Origin of the sequence: Streptomyces mirabilis, assembly GCF_039503195.1 — a bacterium.
Taxonomy (GTDB): domain Bacteria; phylum Actinomycetota; class Actinomycetes; order Streptomycetales; family Streptomycetaceae; genus Streptomyces; species Streptomyces mirabilis_D.
In genome coordinates this window covers 8860938-8886009 of sequence record NZ_JBCJKP010000001.1, presented here as the reverse complement: position 1 = coordinate 8886009, position 25072 = coordinate 8860938, and the positions used below count along the sequence as shown (strand labels likewise).

Genomic DNA, 25072 nt, shown 5'->3' with positions numbered 1-25072 from the left:
CCGCCCCTCACGGGTGAGCCGGTCACGCCGCACGGCGGACGCCCGCCCGCCCCTTCCGGACTTCTGCGTGCGTCCGGGCGTGCTCCTCAGCGCGTGCCACCACGGACCCGGACCGCGGCGCAGACACCCGGTCGCACCGGCGGACCCCCCTCCAGCCGGTGAGACCCGGGGCGCGTATTTCAAGGGGTGCGCGCCCCCCATACCCCCTCCGCCCTCGCACCCCCACGTTTCACACGAAGGAACCGCAAAGACATGCCTGTTCGCGACAAGCTCTACATCGGCGGCGCCTGGGTCGCCCCTAGCAACCCCGACATGCTGCTCGACATCCACTCCCCGCACGACCAGTCCGTGCTGGGCAGCGTGGCCCAGGCCGCGCCCGCCGACGTCGACGCGGCCGTCGCCGCCGCCCGCCAGTCCTTCGACCACGGCCCCTGGCCGCACACCACCCCTGAGGAGCGCCAGACGATCGTCCGCCGCTACGACGAGCTGCGCGCCGCCCGCGCCGACGAGGTCGCCCTCGCCATCTCGGTGGAGAACGGTTCCGCCGCCTGGTTCACCGCCGTCGGCCAGCCCTTCCTGACCCGCCAGGTCAAGGCCTACCTGAAGGCCGCCGAGGAATTCGGCTGGGAGGAGATCATCGAACCGTCCGACGACTCCGTCGCCTTCGACACCATCGTGCGCCGCGAGGCGATCGGCGTGGTCGCCGCGGTCATACCGTGGAACTCGCCGTTCTCCGCCGCCACCGCCAAGCTGGTCCCGGCCCTGCTCGCCGGCAACTCCGTCGTGCTGAAGGTCTCCCCGGAGAACTCCCTCAGCATGGCCCTGCTCGCCGACCTGTGGCACGAGGCCGGCCTGCCCGAGGGCGTCCTGTCCGTCCTGCCCGCCGACCGCGAGACCAGCGAGTACCTCGTCTCCCACCCCGGCATCGACAAGATCTCCTTCACCGGCTCCACCGGCGCCGGTCGCCGCATCGGCTCCATCGCCGGCGACCACCTCAAGCGGGTCGGCCTGGAACTGGGCGGCAAGTCCGCCGCCGTCATCCTCGAGGACGCCGACCTGGACAAGGTCACGGGAGGCCTGCGCTTCGGCTCGCTCGGCAACAACGGCGAGGCCTGCATCCTGCAGACCCGCATCCTCGCCCCGCGCAGCCGCTACGAAGAAGTCGTCGAGGCCGTCAAGACGATGGTGGAGTCCCTCAAGGTCGGCGACCCGGCCGCCCCGGACACCTTCATCGGCCCGATGATCCGCCGCGACCAGCAGCAGCGCGTCATCGACTACATCAACGTCGGCATCGCCGAGGGCGCCCGCCTGGTCACCGGCGGCCCGCAGATCCCCGAGGGCCTGGAGAAGGGCAACTACGTCACCCCGACCGTCTTCGCCGACGTCGACAACTCCATGCGCATCGCGCAGGAGGAGATCTTCGGCCCGGTCCTCGCGGTCATCGCCTACGAGGACGAGGACGACGCCGTCAGTATCGCCAACGACTCGGAGTACGGCCTTTCCGGCGGTGTCTGGAGCGCCGACCCGGAGCACGCCCTCGCCGTCGCCCGCCGCCTGCACACGGGCACCGTCACCATCAACGGCTCGTCCATGAGCTTCGACGGTCCGTTCGGTGGCTTCAAGGCCAGCGGTCTGGGTCGTGAGTACGGCAAGGTCGGCCTGACCGGCTACGTCGAGCACAAGACGATCACCCGCAACCGGTGACACCGTCGCCGTCCGCGGTGAGCGACGGCGTCCACCGGGAGGGGCCCGGGCGCCCTCCCCGCCTCTCCCCCACCCCTGCGAAGCATCCCGCGCGTGCCACAGCAGGCGCGGGATGCCTCTCTCACCCCCGAAGCAGACGACCATGTCCGACCGAGCAAGATCCCTCTGCCGGAGGGTTCACGGTGAGCTGCGGTTCCACACCCTGGGCATGCAATGGGACGAGCCGCTCCCGGCACGCGGCACCGAGCCGCCGGCCGGCGGTCCCGGCGGCGGCCCCGCCCGGCCGGACCGTAACCACCCCGTCTCTCCCCAGGATCCCCCGGCCTCACCCGAACAGCTATCCCTCGCACCTTCCCACCGGCACCGGGCTGGTCACCGGACGGACACCGCATCAAGAACGAGATCGACTACTCCCGCGGACCGGAGAAAACCTGTGTCTACGGCGCCTTACGCATCCGCGACGGCCATGAGCTCACGATGACCGCCACCTCCCGCAACAGCGTCTTCTAACAGCAGTTCCTTCAGCTGGTAGAAGACGCCAACCCTGTCGGGGACATCTATGTGATCACCGACATTCTGTCCTCGCACAACAGCGTGTCCACCCGGACCAGGCTGGAGGACCATCCCCGCATCAGGCACACGGGGGCGGCCGGCCGCCCGGCCGGGTCAGAAGCCGAACTTGGGGCACTCAACTCGGGGCATGGCGGGTCGGAGCTGGCGGCGCTCACGAACGTCCACGTCATCGCCAGCCACCGTGCAACCTCACGAAAGAGTGCGGTTGCACGGCGGTACCGATCCGCACTACGGCTTGCACGAGCGGTACATCGAGATGACGGAGATCGCCGACGTCACCTCGGCGACGCAGGTCGCCGACCGCGACGTCCTCGATGGGGACCATGCCGCGTCGGGTCAGGATCATCGTCCCGGCCGGGAAGCACTCGGGCGAGCCCCAGTGGATGTCTGTGATCGGCCAGGCCCAGACCGGGGCCTTGCGGATGTCGCCGATGTAGTGGGCGACGCCGGGGAAGTTCCGCTCGTGACTGGCGATCGCCTGCTTCCAGTGGTTGGCGGCCCCGGTGACCTTGACGCCCGGGACGGCGTCCGCGCCCTGGGTGCTGCCTCCGACTCCCTCGAACCAATCCATTACGGAGTTCGGTGCCGTCGTGCTTGTACGCCTTCGCTCGCCGGCGGCGGGCGTAGGTCTGGGCGCCGCTGGAGGCTGAGGCCATCGCGCGGGTGGTGGTGGAGATGTAGGGCATGCGGTCCGTCCCTTCGGGTGGGAGTGGTGTGTCGTGCATTCATCCTTGACCCCATCCACCGGGGTAACCTCTTTATCCCGGTGGATGGGGTCAATAAATCGGCAAGGGAGCCGCAGATCAGACGGCGTCCGGCCGGAACGGGATCAGCGGGTTCTGGTCCCCGTCCAGCGCGTACGCCCCGGGTCTGGATCGTGGTACCCGGCTGAGCCAGGTCCACAGCGCGCTGGATCGTCTTCAGCGACGCTGTCAGGGTTCCCGCGTTGCTGTCACTGCCCGTTACTGACTTTTTCGGGTTGCCTTCGGGTGGTGACGTTGGGTGATCCCTGCGGTATGCCGGTGTTATGCGGTATGGATGGTGGGGGCCTGACTGCTGAGCGGCGGGCTGCGCGTGAAGGGATCCGGCTGGAGGCCGGGGTGAGGTTCGCACGAGGTGACAGGACTTCGGACATCGCCAAGGACCTGCGGGTGAGCGAGCGTTCGGTGGAGCAATGGCGCCGCAACTGGCGTGAAGGCGGCATGCAGGGGCTGAAGTCGAAGGGACCCGCGAAGCTGCCGAAGCTGTCGGACGATCGGTTCGCCCTGCTGGAGAAGGAACTGGCCAAAGGGCCGGCTGCGCATGGCTGGGAAGACCAGCGCTGGACATTGGAACGCGTCAGAACGCTGATCGGCCGCCAGTTCAAGGTCAGTTGCTCGATCGCGGGTGTGTGGCGGCTGCTGCACCGCCACGGCTGGTCGTGGCAGAGCCCGGCCCGTCGCGCGCTGGAACGCGACGAGCATGCTGTCGAGCTCTGGAAGAGGGACGTGTGGCCGCAGGTGGAAGGACCGCGGCGGCGCTCGGGGCCTACATCGTCTTCGAGGACGAGGCCGGGTTCGCGATCACGCCGCCACACGCCCGCACCTGGGGCCGGCGCGGGCAGACTCCCGTGGTCAGAGTGCGCGGACGGTCCAGGCGACGCATCTCGATCGCCGCACTGTGCTGCTACCGGCCCGGCGAAAGGTCCCGGCTGATCTACCGGCCCCGCTTCCACCTGCTCCTCAGAGGAGCACGCAAGAGTTTTGCCTGGCAGGGCTACCGCGACCTCCTGGTCCGTGCGCACCGGCAGCTCGGCGCCCCGATCGTTGTCGTCTGGGACAAGTGCGCCGTGAGGCGCTTCGTTGTATCCCCGACTCACTCGGGAGGAATTTGGAGGAACATTTCTGGGCCACCGGGCTTACCTGGAGGTGAAATCCGAAGGGGACAACAGCATGTCCGGAAAGCGGTGACCGCCCGGAGGCGTCCGAGACGGTGCGTCGCAAGGCCCGCGCGATATGGCCAAAGCTGGATTGCCTGAAGCCCAATCTCCTGTGGTGTAAAGACCCACCCGTTGGAATGACGCCTGATACCGACGCCACACCGTGCCCGACCTTGATTGTCCCGGCCGGGCAGCCTCCACGGTGACGGACACCGCCCAGCGAGGACGGTCAAGGAGATGAGTGGGCGGCCTACGTCGCGCTCGATACGTACAGCGAAGACGTACCACGGGATCGCCTAAAGGGCGCGAGCCCCAAGGTGACGGAGTGCCCATAGTAGTCGCAGGAGTAGCGACCTGCCGAGGAGGCCGGGAAAGCCGGACCGCAGGGCGAAGGGGCACAGGCTGATTGTGATGTCCGTGCTGGGAGGTCTGCGAAATGCAGGACGCTGAAACAGTCCTGGGCGTCATCCGGGAACGCGGCAGGCGTTGTCTGCCGCTGGAGAGGTTGTACCGACAGCTGTTCAACTCGCAGTTATTTCTGGTGGCCTACGGTCGCATCTACGCCAACAAGGGTGCGATGACGCCCGGGACCACAGGGGAAACCGTGGACGGCATGTCCTTGGCCAAAATCGAGACGATCATCAGCGCATTGCGTTCGGAATCGTATCGGTGGTCACCGGCCAGACGTGTCTATATCCCGAAGAAGAACGGGAAGTTGCGCCCGCTGGGCGTGACGAACTGGTCGGACAAGCTGGTCGCCGAGGTGGTCCGCCTGTTGCTTGAGGCGTACTACGACGTCCAGTTCTCCGACCGGTCACACGGGTTCCGGCCGGACCGGGGCTGCCACACCGCGCTGCGCGAGGTGGCTACGTCCTGGACCGGAACGCACTGGTTCATCGAAGGTGACATCTCCGACTGCTTCGGATCCCTTGACCACAAGATCACGGTCGGGGTGCTTGCGGAGAAGATCCACGATGGTCGGTTCCTGCAGCTGATCGAGCGCATGCTTCAAGCCGGGTACTTGGAGGACTGGAAATGGAACGCCACGCTCAGCGGCGCCCCACAGGGCGGCACGGCGTCCCCGATCTTGTCGAACATCTACCTGGACCGGCTCGACCGGTTTGTTGAACAAGATCTGCTGCCCGAATACAACCGGGGCGGCCCCCGTCGCAAGAACCCGGCCTACGTGGCCAACAAATCCCAGATCGAGAAGGCCGAACGCCGTGGTGACCTGGAATCGGTGAAGATGCTGAAGCAGCAGCGCCGCAGGCTGCCGAGCGGCGACCCGAGCGACCCGGGGCTTCGACGCCTGAAGTACGTGCGGTATTGCGACGACTGGCTGCTCGGCTTCGCTGGACCCAAACACGAGGCCAAGGAGATCAAGTCGCGGATTCAGCAGTTCCTGCACGATGAACTCAAGCTGGAACTATCGGAGTCCAAGACACTGATCACCCACGCCGCCAGCCAGGCGGCACGTTTTCTTGGCTATGAGCTACGGGTCCAGCACGAGGACACGAAACTCACTCGCGGACGCCGTGCGGTCAACGGAGTCATGGGTCTGTATGTGCCCAACGCGGTGATCCGTGAACGATGCGCCCGCTACATGAGAAACGGGAGCCCAGCGGCACGCGGCCAGCTCTTCCACGACAGCGATTTCACCATCGTCGGGAAGTACGGAGCCGAATACCGAGGGTTCGTCCAGTACTATCTGCTCGCCCAGGATGTATTTCGCCTGAACACGCTGCACTGGGTCATGGAGACATCGATGCTCAAGACCCTGGCCGCGAAGCACCGATCCACCGTCCCGGCGATGGCCCGCGCTTTCAAGGCGACCGTCAGCACTCCGGTCGGACCCCGGATCTGCTTCGAGGCCGTGGTGCAGCGCGACGCGGGAAGGAAACCACTGGTCGCCCGCTTCGGCGGGGTCCCACTCATCCGCAAACGCACCGCCGTCCTGACCGACCGACGACCGACCATGGCCAGCCCGGGCAACGAGCTGATTCATCGGCTCCTGGCCGGGAAATGCGAGATCTGCGGCGCGGGAAAGGGACTTCAAGTCCACCACCTGCGGAAACTCGCCGATCTCAACAGGCCCGGTCGGCCGGATCGGCCGCCGTGGATGACCCTGATGGCAGCGCGGCGACGCAAGACCCTGGTGGTCTGCTCTGCCTGCCACCACAACATCCATGCAGGACGAGGCTCAGCTCTTCCCCGGAAGTAGTCACTGGAGAGCCGTGTGCGGTTAACGCCGCCTGCACGGTTCGGGAGGGGGTCGACGGAAAAGGACCCGATCCACGGGCACCTCGCCGGCGGCCTACCTCACTTTGAACACCCACCGTGCCGCCGGAATGCGGGAGTACGCCGCTGGCCACGCGTGGCTCACGATCATCCAGCTGCCCTCCTACAGCCCGGACTTGAATCCCGTGGAAGGCATCTGGTCGTGGTTACGGCGCGGGCCGTTGGCCAACACTGCATTCGCCGATCCCGACCACCTCACCCGCACCCTCCGCCGAGGGCTCGCCCACATCCAGCGTCACCCCGAGCTCATCGACGGCTACCTCACCGAAACCGGACTGACCCTCACCCCAGATGTCCCGAAGCCAATCCGAAAAGGTCAGTAGTAGCCACGTACAGGTCACTCGCCTGCATTTGGCTGCTGGCAGCGTGGGCGCCGGCCCCGCGGACAGGATGAGCAAGCCGGCCAGGGAGAGGGTTGCAGAGGAGGCGGGGTGGCTGGGGCTTGTCGAATTCCCTTAACTCAGGTCAGCCAAGGGTCGTACACCCTGGTCTCGATCGGCTGCGCCACCAAGCGGGGCGCCATCCATGGACTAACCCGCAGGACCGGACTACCAGCCCTGCTTCCCGAGTGCCGGGGTGATACCGAGACCCCGAAGTGGTCGGGGGCGCAGGCTCAGTCGGCCGTCGCGACCGCGTCCCTGATGAGGCGGCGGGCGGCCGCGTCGGTACGGACGACGTCATGGGTCACCAAGCCGTCCTGGCACACACCGCGCAGGCCGGAGACGAGGAGCGTGGCCGCTGTCTGCGCCTCCTGTGGCGGGTGACCCAGCCGGACGTAAGCCGCGGCGATGGGGCCGATCATGACCTCGACGGTCTCGGCCGCGATGTCGCCGTACTGCTCGGGATCGGTGGCGGCCAGGCTGAGCAGCTGCAGCAGCATGCGGACCGGCCCGGACTGCTCCCCGACGGTCATCGCCTCCCACAGGGTATGAGCCGCCTTGCGCAGCCCCGCGCTGTCGCGGACGTCGTCGAACATCGCGTGCGCGTCGGGACGGCAAGCGGCCAGCGCCTGGGCCAGCAGGTTCTCACGGCTGCCGAAGTAGTACAGAAGCATGCGCTTGGTGGTGCCGATCGACCCGGCGAGCGGACTCAGCGACATCTGCGCGACGCCGTGGTGCTGGAGGTGGTTCACCACCTGCTTCAGCAGCTCGGCGCGCTTCTCGGCGTTGACGGGGCGAGGCACGCTTTGACTGTACCGACCGGTACGCGTAAGGTCCAGCAGACGTAAATGTGCCGATCGGTACGTTAATCGAGATGGCGCCATGGCGACGGTCAGGCGCGGCACAGCCGAGGGAGGCGCCGTGAAACTGGTTGGCTCGCGAACAGCGGGGGACCACCGGTACCGGAGAGGCGGCCAAGTGGTGACCGGGGATCCGGTCGGCCGAGTGTGCCGCGGTCTCTGCGGCATGGCCCGCCGTGGCGGCCAGGGGGTGGTCCTGTGAAACACCGGATCGCGCGTCCCCGGGGCATATCCGTGGCCAGAGTCCTCGTCGAGACCCTCACGATCCCGGCAGTGCTCTTCCTCGGCCTGCTGTTCAGCTTCCCCATGGCCTTCCACCAGCCTCAGCCCCACCACGCCAAGCTCGTGATCGCCGATCCCACGGTGCAATACAGGGTCGAGACCGCACTGCAGCGGCAGCATCCCGGCGGGTTCGACGTCACCGCCGTCCCGGACGCCCGGGCAGCCCGCCGGGCGGTGCTGGACCGGGACGCCGCGGCAGGCTTCGCCGCCACGGGCAGACATGCCGTGCTCTACGTGGCCAAGGCCAACGGCGCGTCCCTCGAGCAGGCGCTGACCAAGGGCTTCACCCAGCTTGCGGCGCACAACCACCAGAAGCTCACCGTCACGGACGTAGCCCCCACGGTCAGCAAGGACGGATCCGGCGCGACCCTGGTCTATTTCGGGATCGCCTGGAACGTCCCCGGCTATATACTCGCCACGACCCTGCTGCGGGCGGTGACCTTCAACCGGCGCAAGAAGCTGATCACGATAGCGGGCGTCGCCGGCCTCTTCAGCGCCGTGGGTTTCCTCGTCGGCACGGGACTGGGGCTCTTCCCCAACGACCCCGCGGCCCTGGCGATCGCCTTCCTGCTCACCGCGGCCGTGGCCACGTTCTCCCTCGGCATGGCGCCCTTCGTCAAACACTTCTTCCCCCTGGCGGGTCTGGGCCTGTACATCGTGCTGAGCGTTCCCTCCAGCGGCCTGGTCCCCGTGCAGCTGCTGCCGGGGTTCTTCCAAGCCCTGCACGCCGTCATGCCGCTGGGCAACGCGGTCGACGCCCTGAGAGGAGTCCTGTACTTCGACGGTGTCGGGGTGCTGAAGCCGGTCCTCGTGCTGTGCGCGTGGATCGCGGCGGGTGTGGCGCTGCTGGGCCTTGACGCGTGGCGACACCACCGCATGGCCGCACGACGAGGAGGGGAGGACGAGCAGGGCGACATTCCGGAACCGCCGGTGGAGGACCCCTCCGTGGAGGTGCCCGCGCCTACCGCGCTTCCGGTCCACCCGCATCACTTCGGCGAGCTGTTGCCGATGCTGGAGGGCACTGTCAGCGACGCTGAACTGCAGCCGATCCGACATGCCGCGGTGACCGTCATGGACCCCGGCGGCCGCCAGCTGGTGCGGACCACGACGAACGCGCGCGGCGAGTACGCCGTGACCGGACTGCCCGAGGGATACATCAGCGTCGTCGCCTCGCACCCCGGCCGAGACCCCCTGATCCACCAGAAGCTGCTGCAGTCCGGTGTGGCCGTCCGGGCCGACTTCACCCTGCACGACCGGCGCAACGGCACATCAGTCCGCGCGGGCGCTCACCCCCTCGCTCTCGGACACGCGAGACAGGGACCGTGAGACCCCCTGGACGGCGATGGCAGGCGTCGACGAGGTTGACGCGTTCTGCTCGACACACACCACGACGATCTTGGTCTCCCGGGAAGGCGCCGCGCCTGCGTGGTGGCTTCCCGGGGCCATCGCACAGCCGGAGGTTGCGGCCGAAACCATCGCGCTCTTTGCTGGACATGAGCGGAAAACAAGAACGCCGGGATCGGCGGCGGCCCGGGCTGGAGGGAAACACATGTCTGACAAGAATCACGCCACCGTGGCGGTCACCGGGGTGACCGGAGCGCTAGGCAGCCGGATCGCGGCCCTCCTCGCCGGCCACGGCGTCCCGCAACTCCTCGTCGGACGTAGTCCCGACCGCATGCCCGAACTGCCAGGCGCCCAGAGACGCGGCCCGGCCGCCTACGCTGACGCCCCGGACATGCGCAGGGCGCTCGAGGGCGCGTCGACCCTCATCCTGGTCTCCGGACACCGTACGGGTCGCCGGCTGGAAGAACACGCCACCGCGGTTGAGGCCGCGATCGCAGTCGGCACAGGCCGGGTCTTGTATGTGTCCCTCGTCGGCGCGACGCCCACCGCCACCTACCTCAACGCCCGCGACCAGTGGCTGACCGAACAGTTCCTTGCAGGGACCGGGATCCGCCACACAGTGCTCCGGGCGGGCTTCTACGCGTCGACGCCTGCCGCCCTCGCCAACGAGCAATTCGTCGTGAGGGGCCCTGCGCCGACAGGCCGGGCCGCCTTCGTCACCCACGAGGACATCGCCGACGTGATCACGGCCGTCGCCCTCGACGACGGTCCCCGCTCGGAGCACGACGGCGCGACCCTGGAGATCACCGGGCCCGAGGCCCTGACTCTCGACGAAGCTGTCACCCGCATCGCCGCGGCCACCGGTCGGCCCTACCGCTACGAACCCGAGACCCTCGAGGAAGCCTTCGCACGGCGATGGCGACTGGGCATGAGCGGAGAACAGATCGAGACCTGGATCTCGTGGTATCAGGCGATCGAGAAGGGCGAGGTTTCCGTGGTCACCGACGTGGTCCCTCGACTCACCGGCTCAGCGGCGACCCCGATCTCGAACGCAGCCTGGTGGCCCACGCCGAACACCGCCCGGGGTACCGCTGAGTTGAGGCGGAAGCGAAGCTAAGGCGGTGCCCTGTGTGGTGAGGCGGTCGTTGGGCTGTGCATGGAGCGGGGTGAGTTGGGTTGTGCCGGACGGTCTTTTGGGGATCGCAAAGCCGCTGATGCCGGGGTCGAAGGTGCGGCCTCAGGGTGGCGGGACGCACGACAATCGACGGTGCCGCGAAGTGCTCACGCACGTGGTCGACGGCGCGCACGAGATCGTCGGAGCTGAACCTGCTGCCGGCGAAGTCGCCCCGGGCTCCCCGGTGCCGGCGAGATTCGCATTGAGGACCGCGATTCCGTGTCCGGCCAGCTCCCGGCGGATCCGGGCGGCCGCCAAACAGTCCCTGCCGCACGTAAAAAGCAGGGGCGAATACGGCGTACGCCCAAGGCGTCCCCTCAGGAAGGCCCAGGCGAGCCTCGGGAGCGCTGTCCATCAGTGCGTGCAGGCATGCTGCAGTACGAGAACAAGGCTGACACCGAGGACGAGTGCGATCACTCCCAGGACCATCACTTTCGTCTGATCGCTCATCTGCAGCCGTTCATTCGTGCGGAGGGCTCGGTTCCTACCGGCGACTCGAAGTCCTTGACGGCCCGGACAGCGAGCTGGCCGTCGCCCGCGCTGCAGGCCCGCAAGAGCTGCCGGACACACCAGACATCCGCGCGGGCGAGGGGAACGTGGCTACTGGTTTTCTGCCTGGTCAGAATGGCACGGCAAGGAACTGAGGCGCATCACATGATCTGGTGATCGGTCCGACCATTCCCTCCCCTGTCGCGAGTAACTCTTTACTGGTGACCGTGCGATGGCGACGAGATACTCGACGGCGCACACAGAGATCGCCCTGAGTCGATCTTTCTGCGGTCAAGCCCGAAAGGGACGCCTCGAAGAAGGATGGCGGGTCATACGCCGACCAATCACTCGATCGTGCGATGCCCCCCGCCCTTTTCCGATCCATAGTGATTCCTGTTAGCGATCGATAAGACAAGGAGAAACGACTATGGGAAAGCTCGCACATCGCATCGGGATCGCGACTGCCTCTCTTGCAGTCGCCACAGGTGCTCTATTCACTGCCGGCGGTTCCGCGAGTGCGGCCGCTTTTACGGCGGACACGCCCACCCCCGCCCAATCAGGGGTGGTTGCGGGGACGGGAGCCACCGCCTGGAACCACGGCGGGTACGGCGGAGTCAGGAGTGAGGGCTACCGCCACCACGGGAAGCCCTCGGACGGGCACTGCGGCCGCTGCGCCTACGACCGCTTCGACCGCTTCTACCCCTGGGTCTGGGACCAGCTCACGGAGCTCGGACACGTCAACTGACCCGGGGTGTCCGTCAACGCGAACTCCCCGCCCCAGCATCACAGCCCGAGCAACCGGCAGCGCCAAAAGCCGCCCAGCCCTCCACCCCTCGCCGTCGAACGCATCCAGCGCATATCTGCCACACCAACACCTGCCCCGTCGGCCTCGCCACCAAGGACCCGCGCCGCGCCAGCGCATCGAACGTCCGCGAAACATCGGCTCGAGTCCACCGCTTCCAGTCCGCCACGGCGCAAGATCATCGCTTCGCCGGCCGGCATGTGAACCCGCTGATTGTGCCAGCGCACGCTGCGCCGGCGTGTAGACCTGGTCACTGCCCAGTCCCATGCGGAGGAGAGGGAGTCTCATCGTGGCCAGAACCTCGCCCCCGTCATTGAGGCTGGAGGAGCGCCACCAGCTTGCGGTGAGGCCGCAAGCTCCTCATCCACGCCTACTGCGTGCTCCGCGAACTCGACGCGGCACACCACGGAGAAAGCCCAGCTCACGACTTGATTACCCTCGGCACACGGACTTGACGACTAATTAGTGAGAGCATCACCCTGCGTCATTAGATCTGTCGCGATGCCCACAAAGAGCTCCGCGCCAGGAGTGCTGACTGCGCAAGGACCGCTCACTAGATTATGCGATGCACAGCGAACACTGATGGTGTTGATATTTAGTTCCTGATAGAAGCCGGGGTGTTTTGCACGATGAGCGGTATTGACAGTGCCCTGAGCTCTACGCCAGCTGAGTCCCAACCTTCCTCGTCTTGTCACACGCGCATCCCGGAGTGCGCCACCACCGATCTCGACTCTCCGAAGTGCGAGCCAGGCCAAACATTCACAGAGAGACTGGAGCCCTGGCTTTCAGCGTGGCTGGCAGTCGGCCAGGAGAATCACTGACATAAAATGCCATTCACCCATCCCCTCGTTGAAGCTGATGAGCCGACAATGATTGACACCGTCATCTGGTTGATCGGATTCCGCTACCACGTTGCCCCCGATCGTATAATTCGGTGCTTCTACCTGGTCGACAACACCAGGGACCAGCAACAGGCTCGGCGGATCGCCGCCGAACGGGCGGAGACACCCGCCGAACGTGGACGACCCAAGCACCTCATTCTTGACCAGGCTTGGACCGAAATACGGTGCCTGCACTGTGACTCCATCGGCAAATGGAAATTTGAGCTCGCGGAGGATTCCCGCTGAACGTCGTCCGCCACGGCCCAGCCTGGCAGCGCCAAACCGGGCATGGTGTAGTAGCGGTGAGTCAGTCAGAGCTGGGGAGCGTAGCGAGGGTTTGGCATGGGGGACGGTCTTGGACGGGCTGTCCCACCAACGTGTGTCCGCGCCGCATCTGGCGACAGCGGCGGGCGCGTACTTGGTGGCGACGCCGCCACCGGGACCAGTTCACCGCGTGGTCGCGGCATGCAGGAGGGTGGCGGGCTTCAGCTGCCAGCAGACGACGGATTTCAGCTGGTGTGAGGTCCACGAGGTCGGGTGCGTCGGCCGGGTCACCCCATTTTCTCACTTCTGGACGGCCCTCACCGTGAGGAACGCGTGGGCGAGCATGGTGAGCGTGATGTGCCGGCACCATCCCATGTAGCCGTGGACCTCGTACTTCTACGACAGTGGCCGCCAGCGGGGCGCAGGCGAGGTAGTACGCGATTTCGTCGGGCTTGCTCATGCTGCGGCGGGCCAGCATCCGCTGCTGCCGGGTCGGCTCGTCGCCGTCGAACTCCCACACTGCGGGCAAGCGTGCGGCTGCCCAGTCGTAGAACCGTTCGCCCTTGGCTCCCGCACCCGCCGACAGATGCTGCCATGCCTCGGACGGGGCCTGGGCGAGGACGTGGTCGATGCGCGGGCCGTGCACGGGCTGCGACTTGAGCACGGCGAAGAGCGGCGGGGTGCCGGCGTCGATGGCGCACCCCGCCCGCTCACCGCGGCGAGACCAGTCAAGCGGCGAAACGATCAGGATCGGCGGCCTTCCAGTCCACCGCCCAGGACTCCGGCGGCTCGATCAGCAACTGCCCCGGGTCCAGCCATTCATAGAGCTCCGCGTAGGAGCGGACCGTGACCGGATCCACGCGCCGACGCAGCATGTGCGGGCGCAGCTCGGCCGGTCCGTTCACGCCCAGCGAGGCGATGATCTTCAGAGAGCTGTTCACGGTGGCGGACTGGAAGCGCTGGACCCGGACCGACTTGTCGTCGACGTGCAACGCGCGGGCGCGGCGCGGGTCTTGTGTGGCGACTCCGGCGGGGCAGGTGTTGGTGTGGCAGCTCTGCGCCTGGATGCAGCCGATCGCGAACATCATGGCGCGAGCCGCATTGGTGAAGTCGGCGCCCTGCACCATGCGCTTGACGATGTCGGCTCCGGTGGCCACCTTGCCGCTGGCGCCGATCCTGATCCGGTCCCGCAGGCCGGCGCCGACCAGAGCGTTGTGGACCGTGATGAGGCCCTCGGTGAGGGGGCTGCCCAGATGGTCGGCGAACTCCAGCGGGGCTGCTCCGGTGCCGCCCTCCGCTCCGTCGACGATGATGAAATCGGGCGCGGTGCCCTCCTCGATCATGGCCTTGCACACCGCCAGGAACTCACGCCGGGAGCCCACACAGAACTTGAAGCCGACCGGCTTGCCCCCGGACAGCTCGCGCATCTCGGCGATGAACCGGATCAGTTCCCGTGGGGTACTGAAAACCTCGTGGTACGGGGGCGAGATGACGGTCCGCCCCTCGGGGACTTCGCGTACCCGGGCTATCTCGGCGGTGACCTTCTCCCCGGGCAGCACTCCTCCGATGCCGGGTTTGGCTCCCTGGGACAGCTTCAGCGACACGCACTTCACGCTGTCGTGAGCAGCCTTTTCCGCGAACCGCGCCCGGTCGAAACGGCCGTCCTCGGTGCGGCAGCCGAAGTATCCGGTACCGATCTCCCACACCAGGTCGCCACCGTGCCGCAGATGGTATTCCGACAGGCCGCCCTCACCCGTGTCGTGTGCGAAGCCCCCGAGGGCGGCGCCCTGGTTCAGGGCGAGGATGGCGTTGGCGGACAGCGAGCCGAAACTCATCGCCGAGACATTGAACAGGGCCATGTCGTAGGGCTTGGTGCAGTCCGGACCACCGATGCGGACCCTCGGCTGCTCCGCCGGCGCCGGGCGTGGCCTCATGGACGACTCGAAGTACTCGTAGCCTTCGGCATAGACGTTCCGTTCGGTCCCGAATGCTTGCTCCGCTTCCAAGCCCTTGGCGCGCTGATAGACGAGACTGCGCACATCCCGGTCGTAGGGACGGCCGTCGTAATTGCGCTCAATGAAATACTGCTGCAACTCCGGCCGGATCGACTCCAGCATGAAGCGCACATGTCCCAGCACAGGGTAGTTGCGCAGCACCGAGTGGCGCTTTTGGAGGAGATCGTAGGTACCCACGCCCGCCAACGCCGCGCACAGCACGGCGGCTGGCCACCACCAGGGAGACACGGTCGCCGCGAAGGATCCGACTGCGACTGCGAGGACTCCAATAAATGCGATCGATGCAATTCTAATCACGTGCGAAACCTACTCCTGTCCCAGTAGCGTCACAATGTCTGAATGATGCGATATACGGCACATTCGGCGCACGGAAGTCCTATCGGCTCGGGGTATGCGAATTCCGTCACGCCGGCCCGGCCTGGACCGAACCGCGCGCGTAACGGCCGGCCCATGCGGCCAGCAGCGTCGCGACATAGCGGGCGTCGGCACGATCGGTGAGGAGATGGTCGGCACCGTCGATCGCGACAAAGGACTTGGGGTGCCGTGCTGCGTCGAGGATCTGCTGGGCGTTCTCCACACCTACCGTCTCGTCGATCGGCGAGTGCAGCACCAGGAGCGCGTGACGCAGTCGGCGGATGCGCTCGGCCTGAGGCTGCGCGGAGATGTCGTCGAGGAACTCCCGACGGATGTGGAACACGCGGCCTCCGAGACTCACCTCGGCCTCCCCGTTCCGCTCGATCTCCTCCCGCCTGCCGCCGAAAGTGTGCACGACGTGCTCCGGCTCCGCAGGCGCACCGATCGTGGCCACCGCTGCCGTCTCGGGTATCCGGTGCGCGGCGGCCAGCACGGCTGCGCCGCCCAGCGAATGCCCGATGAGGAGCGACGGCGCCGTGAAGTTCTCACGCAAGTGGTCGGCGGCGCGCACGAGATCGTCCACATCGGAGCTGAATGTACTGTCGGCGAAGTCACCCCCGGACTCACCGATGCCGGTGAAGTCCACACTGAGGACCGCGATTCCGCGTTCGGCCAACTCCCGGCAGATCCGAGCGGCCGCCAACCAGTCCTTGCCGCATGTGAAGCAGGGGGCGAATACGGCGTACGCCCAAGGCGCCCCTCCGGCAGGTCCAGGCGCGCCACGAGCGGGACGCCCAGCGAGCCTACGAACTCGATTTTGCTACTGCGCCTGGACATCCCGGCCCTCCACGCCCCCGACCCCGATCTGGTTTCGTGTGCCACTTTTCTTCGGCAGACGACCGCCGAGTCAAGAAAACTCGAGCGATATCAGCTCTCTGGGCAGAGTAGACCGGAAAGGAACTGAGAACATCGCACAATCTAGCGATTCATGTGACTACCAAGTCTCGCCTCAAGCCCACAATACATACCTGCAGCACGGCCCCACCTGGGCAGCAGTCAATCACCAGATCATGCGATGCACTACGCACCTTCCTGATCGAAACTGGCCGTGTTGGCAGTTTCTGCTCTCCGGAAACCAGGGAGTGATTTTTTTGCGCACCAAGAACAAGCTAGTACGGCGTATAGCGACCACCGCCGCCGCTCTGGCATTCGCCGGAGGCACCCTCCTCGTCGCCGAGGGTTCCGCGAACGCGGCTGCTCTTCCGGCCGACGCACGCGTCCCCGCCCGAGCGGGTGCGGTGGCCGAGAGGGGAACCGTCGGTGGGCACCACGACGGACATCGCGGACACGTCTGGGACTGTTCCACGTACGACCGCTTCTACCCGTGGATCTGGGAGCAGCTGAAGACGTTCGGGTTGGCACGCCCGTAGCGGGTGACACCGGCATCGCCCGCGGCCCGGGAAGTTCGGTTGCATACCGCGGGAATATCCGGAACGACGTTACGGCTGCGCCCATGTGGAATCCGGGAAACCTGCCGGTGTCGGAGGAAGTGCGCGAGGACGGACCGCAAGTGACCAAGGAACATACCGGCCACCGCGACCTCGCGCCGGACCGCCGCAGGAGGCACACCGCTGAGCTGCTCGCCACGTGCGCCGCCTGTCTCATACCGTGGACCGTGATGCTGGGTCTGACGCTGCCGTCGTCCCACCACGTGCACGAGTGGCGCCTGACCTGGGTCGGATTCGACGTGCTGCTCATCATGGCGTTGGCGTCCACGGCGTTCCTGGCCTGGCGCCGCAGCCGTTCGGTCATTCTGTACGCGCATGCCACAGCGGTCCTGCTGATCTGCGACACCTGGTTCGACATCTCGCTCGATGTCGGAACTGAGGACGTCTGGATGGCGGGGGGCCTTGCCCTGGCCACCGAACTGCCGCTCGCCGCCTTCCTCATCCATCGGGCACACTCCCTGATCGCCCTGCTGCCATGGCCGCCCGCGCACACCGCCATCGGCGACACCGCCGGGAGCCGGACGGAACCGGTCACGGAGGGGGAGACCCTCCCCCCGGGTCTGCGGACGCGTGGTTGACCGGAGGGATTCCGGAGCGCAGATGCCTGGCAGTGGATCAGACGGTCGTGACCACTTGGGCGTACGTCAGGCGTGGGGAGCGCGGGAACCAGGCATTCTCGCCCGGCCTGCCGATGTTGACGACGGCGAGAACAGAATGCTCGCCGTCGCTGAAGAACTCCTTGTCGATGCCCTCGGCGTCGAACCCGGTCATCGGTCCCGCGGCCAGGCCGGCTGCGCGGACGCCGATGATGAAGTAGCCGACCTGGAGGAGCGCATTGAGCCTTGCGGAACACTCACGCACCGCACGCTCGGCGAAGAGCTCCCTTGCCTGCGGGAAGTGGGGGAACTGGCTCGGCAGTTCCTCGTGGAACTCATTGTCCGCGGCGAGGATGGCGACGAGAGGGGCGGCCGCGGTCCTCTTACGGTTACCCTCAGACAGGTGTCCGGTCAGGCGTTCACGCGCCTCGGCGGAATGAACCAGCACGATCCGCAGCGGCTGCTGGTTCATGCTGGTGGGACCGTACTTGACCAGTTCGTAGATGGCCTTCACCTGGTCGTCCGTCACCGGGTCGTCGGTGAAGGTGTTGGCGGTACGAGCCGCCCGGAACAGAAGGTCCTGGGCTGCGGGGTCGAGTGCGAGTGACATGGTGAACCTCTTACGGGTGTGCGGCTTTGGCATCTAGGTGATTCGGCGAACTGAGAAGCAGAGGAACTGGGCGCTGACAGCGAGCAGATAGACAGCCGTCGTGGTCGTCCCGACGAGCCCCCACAGGAGGGGACCGGAACAGCACCGCGCGAACAACAGGCTGACCAGCGCAGCGAGAGCCGCCATGGGCAGAAGGAAGGCGGCCCATATCCACGTGCCGGCCGGGGCGGACCTGTCCGGCTTCATGGGGGCGCCGCCGTACGCGACGGCACCCAGCCCGACAAAGGCGAGCGTCGCACCGGCGAGGAGTGCCAGGACTTCGGCCGCCCCTGGGGCGCCCCGATCGGACGACGTCACCGCGGTGGCGGTCCACAGCGCCAGGGTGTATCCGTGCGGGGCCGCGCTCGCGGCCACGGCTGCACGGAGCTGGCCACGGTGTCCGCGTTCGGCGACCGCGCCGGTGCCGACCGACCCGTGCCGCGGTTGACCATCCGTCCGCGACACGGGGGAAAGTCCTGCCACGCCGGTACTCCTTCTCGAGCGCCTGGTACGCGGCCCGGTCAGCGCCAGGGGAACGACTCGGTCGGCCTCCGGGCTCAGCCGTCCGCTTGTGATCGGATCGCTGACGGCGCCGTGCCTGTGGCGCCGTCGCGACCAGCATCACCCGTACGTCGGGCGTCGGCATCGCCCATTCACGGGATCCTCGCCGCCGCGCACCGCCGCCGCAGGCGTCGCTCAGTCCGCCCCGTCGGAGATGCCCCCCGTTCGATCGCCAGCCGGGTCAGTTCGACTCGTGTGTTGATGCCGAGCTTGGTGAAGATGTGCCTCATATGCGTGTTGACGGTGTGCACGGACACGTAGAGCCGGTCGGCTATGGCCCGGTTGGTGAGGCCCTCCACGACGAGCGGGATGAGCTTCCGTTCGGATTCGGTCAGGCTCTCCCATCCCGGTGCGCCGGTCGTGTGGTGCCGTGGGGCGGCTGTGCGCACGCCGAACTGTCTGAGGCGCCGCATGATCCGTTCGTGATCGCGCAGGGCTCCGGAACCCGACGCCAGCTCACCCGCCTCTGCGAAGTAGGGGATCGCCGACGTGGTGTCGCCCGACGCGGCCACGAGGTCCCCGAGGTCCTCGCAGGCCGCGGCCAGGGCCAGCCGCCTGCCGGTGCTCCGGTAACCGGTGACGGCGGACGCCAGTGCGCCCCGGTCGTGGTGGAGCAGGCCGTCCACATGGGCACGGACGGTCCCGATGATCTGCTGGCTGTCGTCCTGTTCGGCGAGGGTGCGCAATGCGCCGGACACGGCCTGCGCGAGCGAGGGGTCCTCGCCGCGGAGCGCCATGCACGCGATCCCGGGCCAGTGGGACGGCGGCACCGCAAGCAGGCGTGCCGGCTCGGCGTCCGCGAAGCTGCCGCCCAGCGCCGCTGCCGCTGCGGCGTCCCGGCCCTCCGCGTCGGCCAGGCAGGCGCCTGCGAGCGACACCCACAGGCCGAACCGCTGGGTGCTCGTGCCGGACCCGGCTTCGGCGGCGCGGAGATGGTCCCTGGCTTTGGCGAGGTCACCGCGTCTGATCTCCACCAACGCCAGCGCAGAGAGGGCCTGGGGATTCGGCTGGGTGATCTCGAGTTCGTCGGCCACCATCAGACTGGACTCGGCCTCCACGGCCGCGTCGTCAAGCGCCCCCTGTTCGAACAGCGCGCAGGCACGGCTGGCATGCCAGTGGGGAAGTGACCAGCCCAGGCCCAGCGCCTCCGCTTCGCGCTGCCCCTCCCGCAGCACCCGCTCGGTGTCCGCGAGCCGGTCGGTGGCGGTCAGCACCGTGGCCAGCCACAGCGCGGGAATCCGCGGAGGCCGCAGGTAGAGTACGCCGGACTCCGTGCCGGCGGCGCGTGCCGTGGCCTCCTCGGCGAGCTCAAGGGCGCGGGCCAGGCGCCCACGGTAGAAGAACGTCTGCGACTGGAACACCATGGCGCTGACGACGACGGCCGGGTCCTCGCTGCGGTAGGAGGCCTCGACCAGTCCGATGTCGGTCTGCTCGGCAGCGGTGATGTCCCCGAGGTACACGTGGCCCGTCGCCTTGGTCTTCAGCAGCCTGATTCGCAGGTCAGTCGGCAGCCCGGGAAGGACCAGAGCCTGCTGGAGGTGTGTCATCGCTGCGGCATCGTCGCCCGCGGCCTGGTGGATCTCGGCGGCCACCAGGCGCAGACGCGCCTCCTGCACCGGCTCCAGCCGGTCCGACAGGGTCGCGTCGACCAGGTCGAGCGCCTGGTGCACCCGGCGGGTCCGGCCGAGGTACTCCGCGGCGTCGGTCAGCAGGGCGATGCGCCGCCGGTCGTGCAGGGGCAGCAGTCCGGCGATCTGCTGAGCCAGGTCCGCGGCCGCGTCAGGGGCCGACGAGGACAGTTCCCGTACCGCGGTGGTCAATGTGGTCACGGCGTCGTCGTCGACCGGGCCGCCCGACATGACGACGTGCCAGGCCACCTCGGCCGATCGTGCCCCGATGCCCCGCAGAATGTCGGCGGCCTCCCGGTGCAGAGCGGTCCGTACGGCCGGCGCCAGATTCTCGTGGATGACCTGCCGCATGAGGTCGTGGCGGAACGCCAGTCGCGGCCCGTCGCCGGAGAGCAGACCGGCGTTCAGGGCCGCCTCGACGCCCGACAGCAGGCTGCCGACCTGCCTGCCGAGCATGCGGGCGGCCGTACCGAGGTCGAACTCCCGGCCGAGGACGGACCCGATCTGGAGGAGGCGCACGGCATCCTCCGGGAGCCGGTCCAGACGCGCGGCGACGCTCCGCCGGAAACCGACGGGGATGCCGTCGTGCAGCAGGCTGGCCACGCCCGCCTCCATTTTGGCGGCGTCCGTGTCGGCGAAGGCGCGCACCAGTTCGATCGCCAGGAACGGATTGCCCCCGACGCCCCGCAGGAGCCGGGCCAGACCGGGTGACGGCCTCGCCCCGAGGACGTCCGCCGCGATGTGCTGCAGCTCCTGCTGCGGCAGGGGACCGAGGGTCAGCCACCGGGCTCCGAGGCGTTCGAGGTCCTCCCGCACCCTGGCGACGGTCGGCCGCTCGGTCTCCGACCGTACCGCCAGCGCCCACAGGATCCGCGAAGCCGCCAGTCGCCGGGGCAGGGTGCGCAGTACCAGGAGCGTGGCCGGATCCGCCCACTGCGCATCGTCCACCAGCACGGCCACCGGGGCGCGCTGGGCACGCTCCTCGAGAGCGTCCGTGATGCTGTCCAGCAGCCACAGCCGCTGATCGTCGGTGGCCGCGGCCGCTCGTTCGGAACCGTCGGAGGACTGCAGGGCGGACTGCAGGGCGGCTCCGGCGGCGTACTGGTCGAGCTCGTCGGCCCGTACGGACACCACGTCGAACCCGGACCGCCGTGCCATCTCGTCCAGCTCCGCCAGCAGCCGGCTCTTGCCGACGCCGGGTGCGCCTTCCACGACGACGCAGGCACCCTGCCCGCCACGCACCGCGTCCAGGGCCTCACGGACGGCCGCCATCTCGCGGCCCCGTCCCCTGAGGCGCAGGCCGTTCACGGCCCGGTGCCCACGCCCACCGGGCCGGTCACCCACGGGGTCTGTGCTGCGCATAGGGCCAGCATGCCGCACGGCCACATCGCCCTCAACGCCGGTTCCTGTGTGCCCGGCGCTTTCACCCGGGTGATTGCCGGTTCCGCGCCGTCCGCTCACCCCGCCACGACACATCCTTCGAGGCGTCCAGATCTCTTGCCCCCCCGAGAGGAGCACGACGTGCGTACAGGCAAGGAATACCTCGCGGCACTGAACGACGGCCGCACGGTGTGGGTGGGTGACGCACTCGTCGACAACGTGGCCACGCACCCGAAGACCAGGGCGTACGCCCAGAGCCTCGCGGCCTTCTACGACCTGCACCACCGTCCCGACCTCCAGGACGTCATGACGTTCCTGGACGAGGACGGTGTCCGGCGGTCCATGACATGGTTCCAGCACCGCTCCAAGGAGGAGCTGCTGAGCAAGCGGCGCTACCTGGAGACGGTGCAGCGGGAACTGGGCGGCGGGGCGATCCCGCGCACACCGGACGTCAACAACTACGTCCTGCTGACCTACATCGACGACCCCGAGCCCTGGAGCAGCCAGTCCGTCGGGACCGACGGGCGGGACCTCCCCCGAGGGGATCCTCGACTTCTGGAACGTGATGCGGGACGGCGACCTCAACGCGACGCCGGCCTTCGTCGACCCGCAGGCGGACCGCTCGCGCGATTCGGCACAGGTCATCTCCCCCGCACTGCGGGTGGTCGCCACCTCGGACGAGGGCATCACCGTGCGGGGTGTGAAGGCGATCAGCACCGGCGCGGCCTTCGGGGACTGGATCCACATCGGCGTCTTCTACCGCCCCGGCATCGTGTCGGAGCAGATCATCTACGGGGCGGTGAAGCCCAACACCCCCGGGGTCACCATCATCTGCCGCGAGAGCAACGTCCGCGACGGCGAGGAGGTGGAGCACCCGCTCGCCTCGCAGGGTGACGAGCTGGACAGCATCATTGTGTTCGAGGACGTGCTCATCCCCTGGAACCGTGTCTTCCACATCGGCAACCCCCAGCACGCGTCGCTGTACCCGCAGCGCGTCTTCGACTGGTTGCACTACCACTCGCTGGTGCGTGCCATGGTCAAGGCCGAGCTGATGCTCGGCCTGGCCCTGCTGATCACCGAGCACATCGGCACCTACCAACTGCCGCCCGTCCAGGCGCGGATCGCCCGGTTCGCCGGCTTCCACCAGACGCTCAAGGCGCATGTGATCGCCTCGGAGGACGAAGGCTTCTTCACTCCCGGCGGCATCTACAAGCCGAACGTCCTGATGTTCGACTGCCTCCTCGTACCGCGAGGTCCACAGCAGAGCGGTACCGCGGGCCGTACAGGCCAGGGCACGCCAGGAAGTCAACGGGACGGTGCCGGCGAAGACGGTTTCGGCGAGACGGTCGCCGGTCAGGACCTCCCCCTGCAGCCAGCAGGCTACGGCCTGGGCGACGGCCGCCGCATCGGACACCGTGCTGCCTTCGCCGACCGTCTCCGCTCCCGGCCCCCTGAGCCGGACCACGTCCAGCCAGCGCCGGGCCGTTTCCGGAGCACCCCCCGACAGGGCCGCCATCGCCGCCACGACGCACAGTCTTGCGTCGGCGGCGACCGTGCGGAGCGGCAAGAGCTCCAGCCATTGCCTGACCTCCCGACCGCGGCCTGCCGAGATCGCCTGTTCCCAGTCGTGGAGTATCGACGCGACGGCGGCGGCCTCGTCACCGCCGCGCACCCACTGCTGTACGGCCGCGGTCGTCTCGCCCTGCCGTGAGTACCACCGAGCCGCCGTTCGGTGCAACGACACGGCGGTCTCCCGTCCTTCGGATCCGAGGAGGTCGCAGAGCAGCGCGGACAGTGCGCGGTGACGCCGGTATGCCGAGGGATCGGCCGCTACCGGCACGAGCAGTTGGACGGTCCGTGCGAGCTCGCGCAGCAGTACGCCCGCCCGGTCCCCGGCCAGGGCCCGGCACGGCCCGGCACTCAACTCGTCGAGCACACTGGTGCGGAGCAGGAACTCGCGCTGTTCGGTGGTGAGCCGGTGGAGCACCTCGGTGGCCAGGTACTCGGTGACCGCTCGCCTGCCGCGGGCCAGGTCGGCCGCCGTGTCGGCGTCGTCCGACGAGCGCGCGAGGGTACGGCCCATGATGCACAGCGCCGCCGCCCACCCCTCGGTGGTCTCGTACACCGCGCTCAACGTGTCCGGGGCCGGAGCGGACCCGAGCAGATCGGTGAGCACGGCCTGTGCCTCCTCGGGGGTGAAGGCCAGGTCGTGCCGGTCGAGTTCAGCGATCGCGCCCCGGGCGCGCAGGGTCGGTACGGGTCCACCCGGAACGTGACGGGTCGACAGAACGACGCGAAAGCCCTGCGGAAGCCTTGTCAGGAAATCCGAAAGGCTGCGGACCGCATCGACGTCCGCGATCGATTCCACTCCGTCGAGCATCAGCGCGAGCGGTCCCTGTCCCTCCAGTCCGCTCACGAGGCTCGGCAGGATCTCCTCGAGCCACGCGTCGAGTGTCCACTCGCCGCTGTGGGGGCGGACGGGCAGTTCCGGCCGTACGTGCTGCAACGCCCGCAGGATGCCGGCCCAGAGCCGGCCCGGGGCGTTGTCGTACGCGTCCAGGCTGAGCCAGGCGCACGCGCCACGAGTTGCGAGGCTTCGCGACCACTCGGTCAGGAGCACCGTCTTTCCGGCACCGGCGGGCGCGGAGACCACCACCACGGGCTCGGTCGACGCGTCCAGCCGGCGCAGCAGCCGGGGGCGGGTCAGGAGGTGCGGGGGCTGGTCCGCAGGACGCAGCTTGAAGGTCGGCACGGAGCTGGTCATGGCACCTTCGGTGGAGTCGTCGGGACGAGCGGAGCCCCCGGCGTCCTTGGCTCGCCTGCAGAAGCCGGATGCCGGGGGCCGTAGTGGTCCGGGTCAGGGGTACGGCAGCCTCCGTCGGGCCGCTGTCACCAGCGCTAGCAGGGGGGCCTGAGCGTGCCGAAGTCTCCGCCGAAGTGGAGCAGCGGCCGGCCTTCCATCCGGTGTTCGAAGTGGCGGACGTCGCCCACGAATATGGTGTGATCGCCGCCGGGCAGTGCCGCGGCGACGTCGCACACGACAGCCGCGATGGCGTCCTTCAGCACCGGCACGCCGTGGTCGTCGATGGTTTCCACGTCCGCGAACTTGTCCGGCTTGGAGACGGCGAAGTTCCGCGCGAGGTGCTCGCTGTCCTCGCCGAGGACGTTGACGGCGAAGCGGCCGTGCTCGGCGATTACGGTTCGCGTGTACAGCTGGTTGCCGATGCACACGAGCAGTTGGAGCGGCTCGAGGGACAGCGCGGAGACGGCGCTCGCCGTCATGCCGATGGCCGTGCTGCCCGAGCGTGTGGTGATCACGCTGACGCCCGTGGCGAGTCGGCTCATCGTGGCTCGGAACCCGAAGACGACATCAAGGGTTTCACTCATCTGAGGACCTCCGTGAATTCGGGGC

At 68.0% G+C, this 25072-nt stretch carries 18 protein-coding genes and 6 pseudogenes; 13 read left to right on the top strand and 11 right to left on the bottom strand.

Annotated elements, in window-relative coordinates; translation table 11 throughout:
• The first annotated feature begins 252 nt into the window (after positions 1-252).
• Positions 253-1704 carry an aldehyde dehydrogenase gene (locus tag AAFF41_RS40260; protein WP_343325582.1) on the top strand — a complete coding sequence of 484 codons (1452 nt, stop codon included), beginning with the start codon at positions 253-255 and terminating at the stop codon, positions 1702-1704.
• 739 nt (positions 1705-2443) lie between these two features.
• Here AAFF41_RS40260 and AAFF41_RS40255 read toward each other — a convergent pair.
• A complete protein-coding gene (locus AAFF41_RS40255) occupies positions 2444-2848 on the bottom strand; it encodes a DNA cytosine methyltransferase (protein WP_343325581.1) in 405 nt (134 codons plus the stop codon).
• A 463-nt stretch (positions 2849-3311) separates the two neighbouring features.
• Here AAFF41_RS40255 and AAFF41_RS40250 point away from each other — a divergent pair.
• The 3 genes and pseudogenes from AAFF41_RS40250 to AAFF41_RS40235 all read left to right on the top strand — a co-directional run.
• Positions 3312-4096, top strand: a pseudogene (locus AAFF41_RS40250) (IS630 family transposase); the annotation flags it as partial.
• Between the two features lie 535 nt (positions 4097-4631).
• A complete protein-coding gene (locus AAFF41_RS40240) occupies positions 4632-6416 on the top strand; it encodes a reverse transcriptase domain-containing protein (RefSeq protein ID WP_343325580.1) in 1785 nt (594 codons plus the stop codon).
• A 103-nt stretch (positions 6417-6519) separates the two neighbouring features.
• Positions 6520-6816 (top strand): annotated as a pseudogene (locus AAFF41_RS40235) (transposase); the annotation flags it as partial.
• A gap of 290 nt (positions 6817-7106) precedes the next feature.
• On the opposite strand, the gene AAFF41_RS40230 reads toward AAFF41_RS40235, so the two are convergent.
• Positions 7107-7676: a TetR/AcrR family transcriptional regulator gene (locus AAFF41_RS40230; protein WP_343325579.1), complete on the bottom strand. Its 570-nt coding sequence runs from the start codon at positions 7674-7676 to the stop codon at positions 7107-7109.
• 291 nt (positions 7677-7967) lie between these two features.
• Between AAFF41_RS40230 and AAFF41_RS40225 the strand changes: the two genes are divergently transcribed.
• The 5 genes and pseudogenes from AAFF41_RS40225 (at position 7968) to AAFF41_RS40205 (ending at position 12141) form a co-directional block, all read left to right on the top strand.
• A complete protein-coding gene (locus AAFF41_RS40225; RefSeq protein WP_343325578.1) occupies positions 7968-9341 on the top strand; it encodes a carboxypeptidase regulatory-like domain-containing protein in 1374 nt (457 codons plus the stop codon).
• A gap of 223 nt (positions 9342-9564) precedes the next feature.
• Positions 9565-10476 carry an NAD(P)H-binding protein gene (locus tag AAFF41_RS40220; protein ID WP_343325577.1) on the top strand — a complete coding sequence of 304 codons (912 nt, stop codon included), beginning with the start codon at positions 9565-9567 and terminating at the stop codon, positions 10474-10476.
• Positions 10477-10525: 49 nt separating this feature from the next.
• Positions 10526-10618, top strand: a pseudogene (locus AAFF41_RS40215) (IS5/IS1182 family transposase); the annotation flags it as partial.
• Positions 10619-11584: 966 nt separating this feature from the next.
• On the top strand, positions 11585-11767 hold the full coding sequence (locus AAFF41_RS40210; RefSeq protein ID WP_343325576.1) for a hypothetical protein: 183 nt from the start codon (positions 11585-11587) through the stop codon (positions 11765-11767).
• Positions 11683-12141: a glutamate synthase-related protein gene (locus AAFF41_RS40205; RefSeq protein WP_343326433.1), complete on the top strand. Its 459-nt coding sequence runs from the start codon at positions 11683-11685 to the stop codon at positions 12139-12141. The genes AAFF41_RS40210 and AAFF41_RS40205 overlap by 85 nt, the downstream gene beginning before the upstream one ends.
• A 468-nt stretch (positions 12142-12609) precedes the next feature.
• Here AAFF41_RS40205 and AAFF41_RS40200 read toward each other — a convergent pair whose 3' ends face one another.
• The 4 genes and pseudogenes from AAFF41_RS40200 to AAFF41_RS40190 all read right to left on the bottom strand — a co-directional run bounded on the left by AAFF41_RS40200 (position 12610) and on the right by AAFF41_RS40190 (position 16041).
• The gene (locus AAFF41_RS40200; protein ID WP_343325575.1) at positions 12610-12900 is read right to left on the bottom strand and encodes a hypothetical protein; all 291 of its coding nucleotides are present in this window, start codon (positions 12898-12900) and stop codon (positions 12610-12612) included.
• 252 nt (positions 12901-13152) lie between these two features.
• Positions 13153-13660, bottom strand: a pseudogene (locus AAFF41_RS51845) (IS701 family transposase); the annotation flags it as partial.
• 37 nt (positions 13661-13697) lie between these two features.
• The gene (locus AAFF41_RS40195; protein ID WP_425526202.1) at positions 13698-15281 is read right to left on the bottom strand and encodes an FMN-binding glutamate synthase family protein; all 1584 of its coding nucleotides are present in this window, start codon (positions 15279-15281) and stop codon (positions 13698-13700) included.
• A 106-nt stretch (positions 15282-15387) separates the two neighbouring features.
• Positions 15388-16041, bottom strand: coding sequence for an alpha/beta hydrolase family protein (locus AAFF41_RS40190; RefSeq protein ID WP_343325574.1), 654 nt, complete (start codon positions 16039-16041; stop codon positions 15388-15390).
• A gap of 448 nt (positions 16042-16489) precedes the next feature.
• Between AAFF41_RS40190 and AAFF41_RS40185 the strand changes: the two genes are divergently transcribed.
• Together AAFF41_RS40185 and AAFF41_RS40180 are read left to right on the top strand one after the other, a co-directional pair.
• Positions 16490-16768, top strand: coding sequence for a hypothetical protein (locus AAFF41_RS40185; RefSeq protein WP_343325573.1), 279 nt, complete (start codon positions 16490-16492; stop codon positions 16766-16768).
• A gap of 140 nt (positions 16769-16908) precedes the next feature.
• Positions 16909-17424, top strand: coding sequence for a hypothetical protein (locus AAFF41_RS40180; protein ID WP_343325572.1), 516 nt, complete (start codon positions 16909-16911; stop codon positions 17422-17424).
• Positions 17425-17461: 37 nt separating this feature from the next.
• Here the strand turns inward: AAFF41_RS40180 and AAFF41_RS40175 are convergent, their stop codons facing one another.
• From AAFF41_RS40175 to AAFF41_RS40165, 3 genes are all read right to left on the bottom strand, one after another.
• Positions 17462-18052 (bottom strand): malonic semialdehyde reductase, encoded by a 591-nt coding sequence (locus AAFF41_RS40175; RefSeq protein ID WP_343325571.1) that lies wholly within the window; start codon positions 18050-18052, stop codon positions 17462-17464.
• A gap of 33 nt (positions 18053-18085) precedes the next feature.
• Positions 18086-18574 carry a hypothetical protein gene (locus AAFF41_RS40170; RefSeq protein WP_343325569.1) on the bottom strand — a complete coding sequence of 163 codons (489 nt, stop codon included), beginning with the start codon at positions 18572-18574 and terminating at the stop codon, positions 18086-18088.
• A gap of 170 nt (positions 18575-18744) precedes the next feature.
• On the bottom strand, positions 18745-21642 hold the full coding sequence (locus tag AAFF41_RS40165) for a helix-turn-helix transcriptional regulator (protein WP_343325568.1): 2898 nt from the start codon (positions 21640-21642) through the stop codon (positions 18745-18747).
• A 9-nt stretch (positions 21643-21651) separates the two neighbouring features.
• Here AAFF41_RS40165 and AAFF41_RS40160 point away from each other — a divergent pair.
• Positions 21652-22101: pseudogene (locus AAFF41_RS40160) on the top strand (4-hydroxyphenylacetate 3-hydroxylase N-terminal domain-containing protein); the annotation flags it as partial.
• 124 nt (positions 22102-22225) lie between these two features.
• Positions 22226-23371, top strand: coding sequence for a 4-hydroxyphenylacetate 3-hydroxylase N-terminal domain-containing protein (locus AAFF41_RS40155; protein ID WP_343325567.1), 1146 nt, complete (start codon positions 22226-22228; stop codon positions 23369-23371).
• A 54-nt stretch (positions 23372-23425) separates the two neighbouring features.
• Here AAFF41_RS40155 and AAFF41_RS52190 read toward each other — a convergent pair.
• Both AAFF41_RS52190 and AAFF41_RS40150 read right to left on the bottom strand, forming a co-directional pair.
• Positions 23426-23743 (bottom strand): annotated as a pseudogene (locus AAFF41_RS52190) (winged helix-turn-helix domain-containing protein); the annotation flags it as partial.
• Between the two features lie 815 nt (positions 23744-24558).
• Positions 24559-25047: a flavin reductase family protein gene (locus tag AAFF41_RS40150; RefSeq protein ID WP_343325566.1), complete on the bottom strand. Its 489-nt coding sequence runs from the start codon at positions 25045-25047 to the stop codon at positions 24559-24561.
• Positions 25048-25072 lie beyond the last annotated feature (25 nt).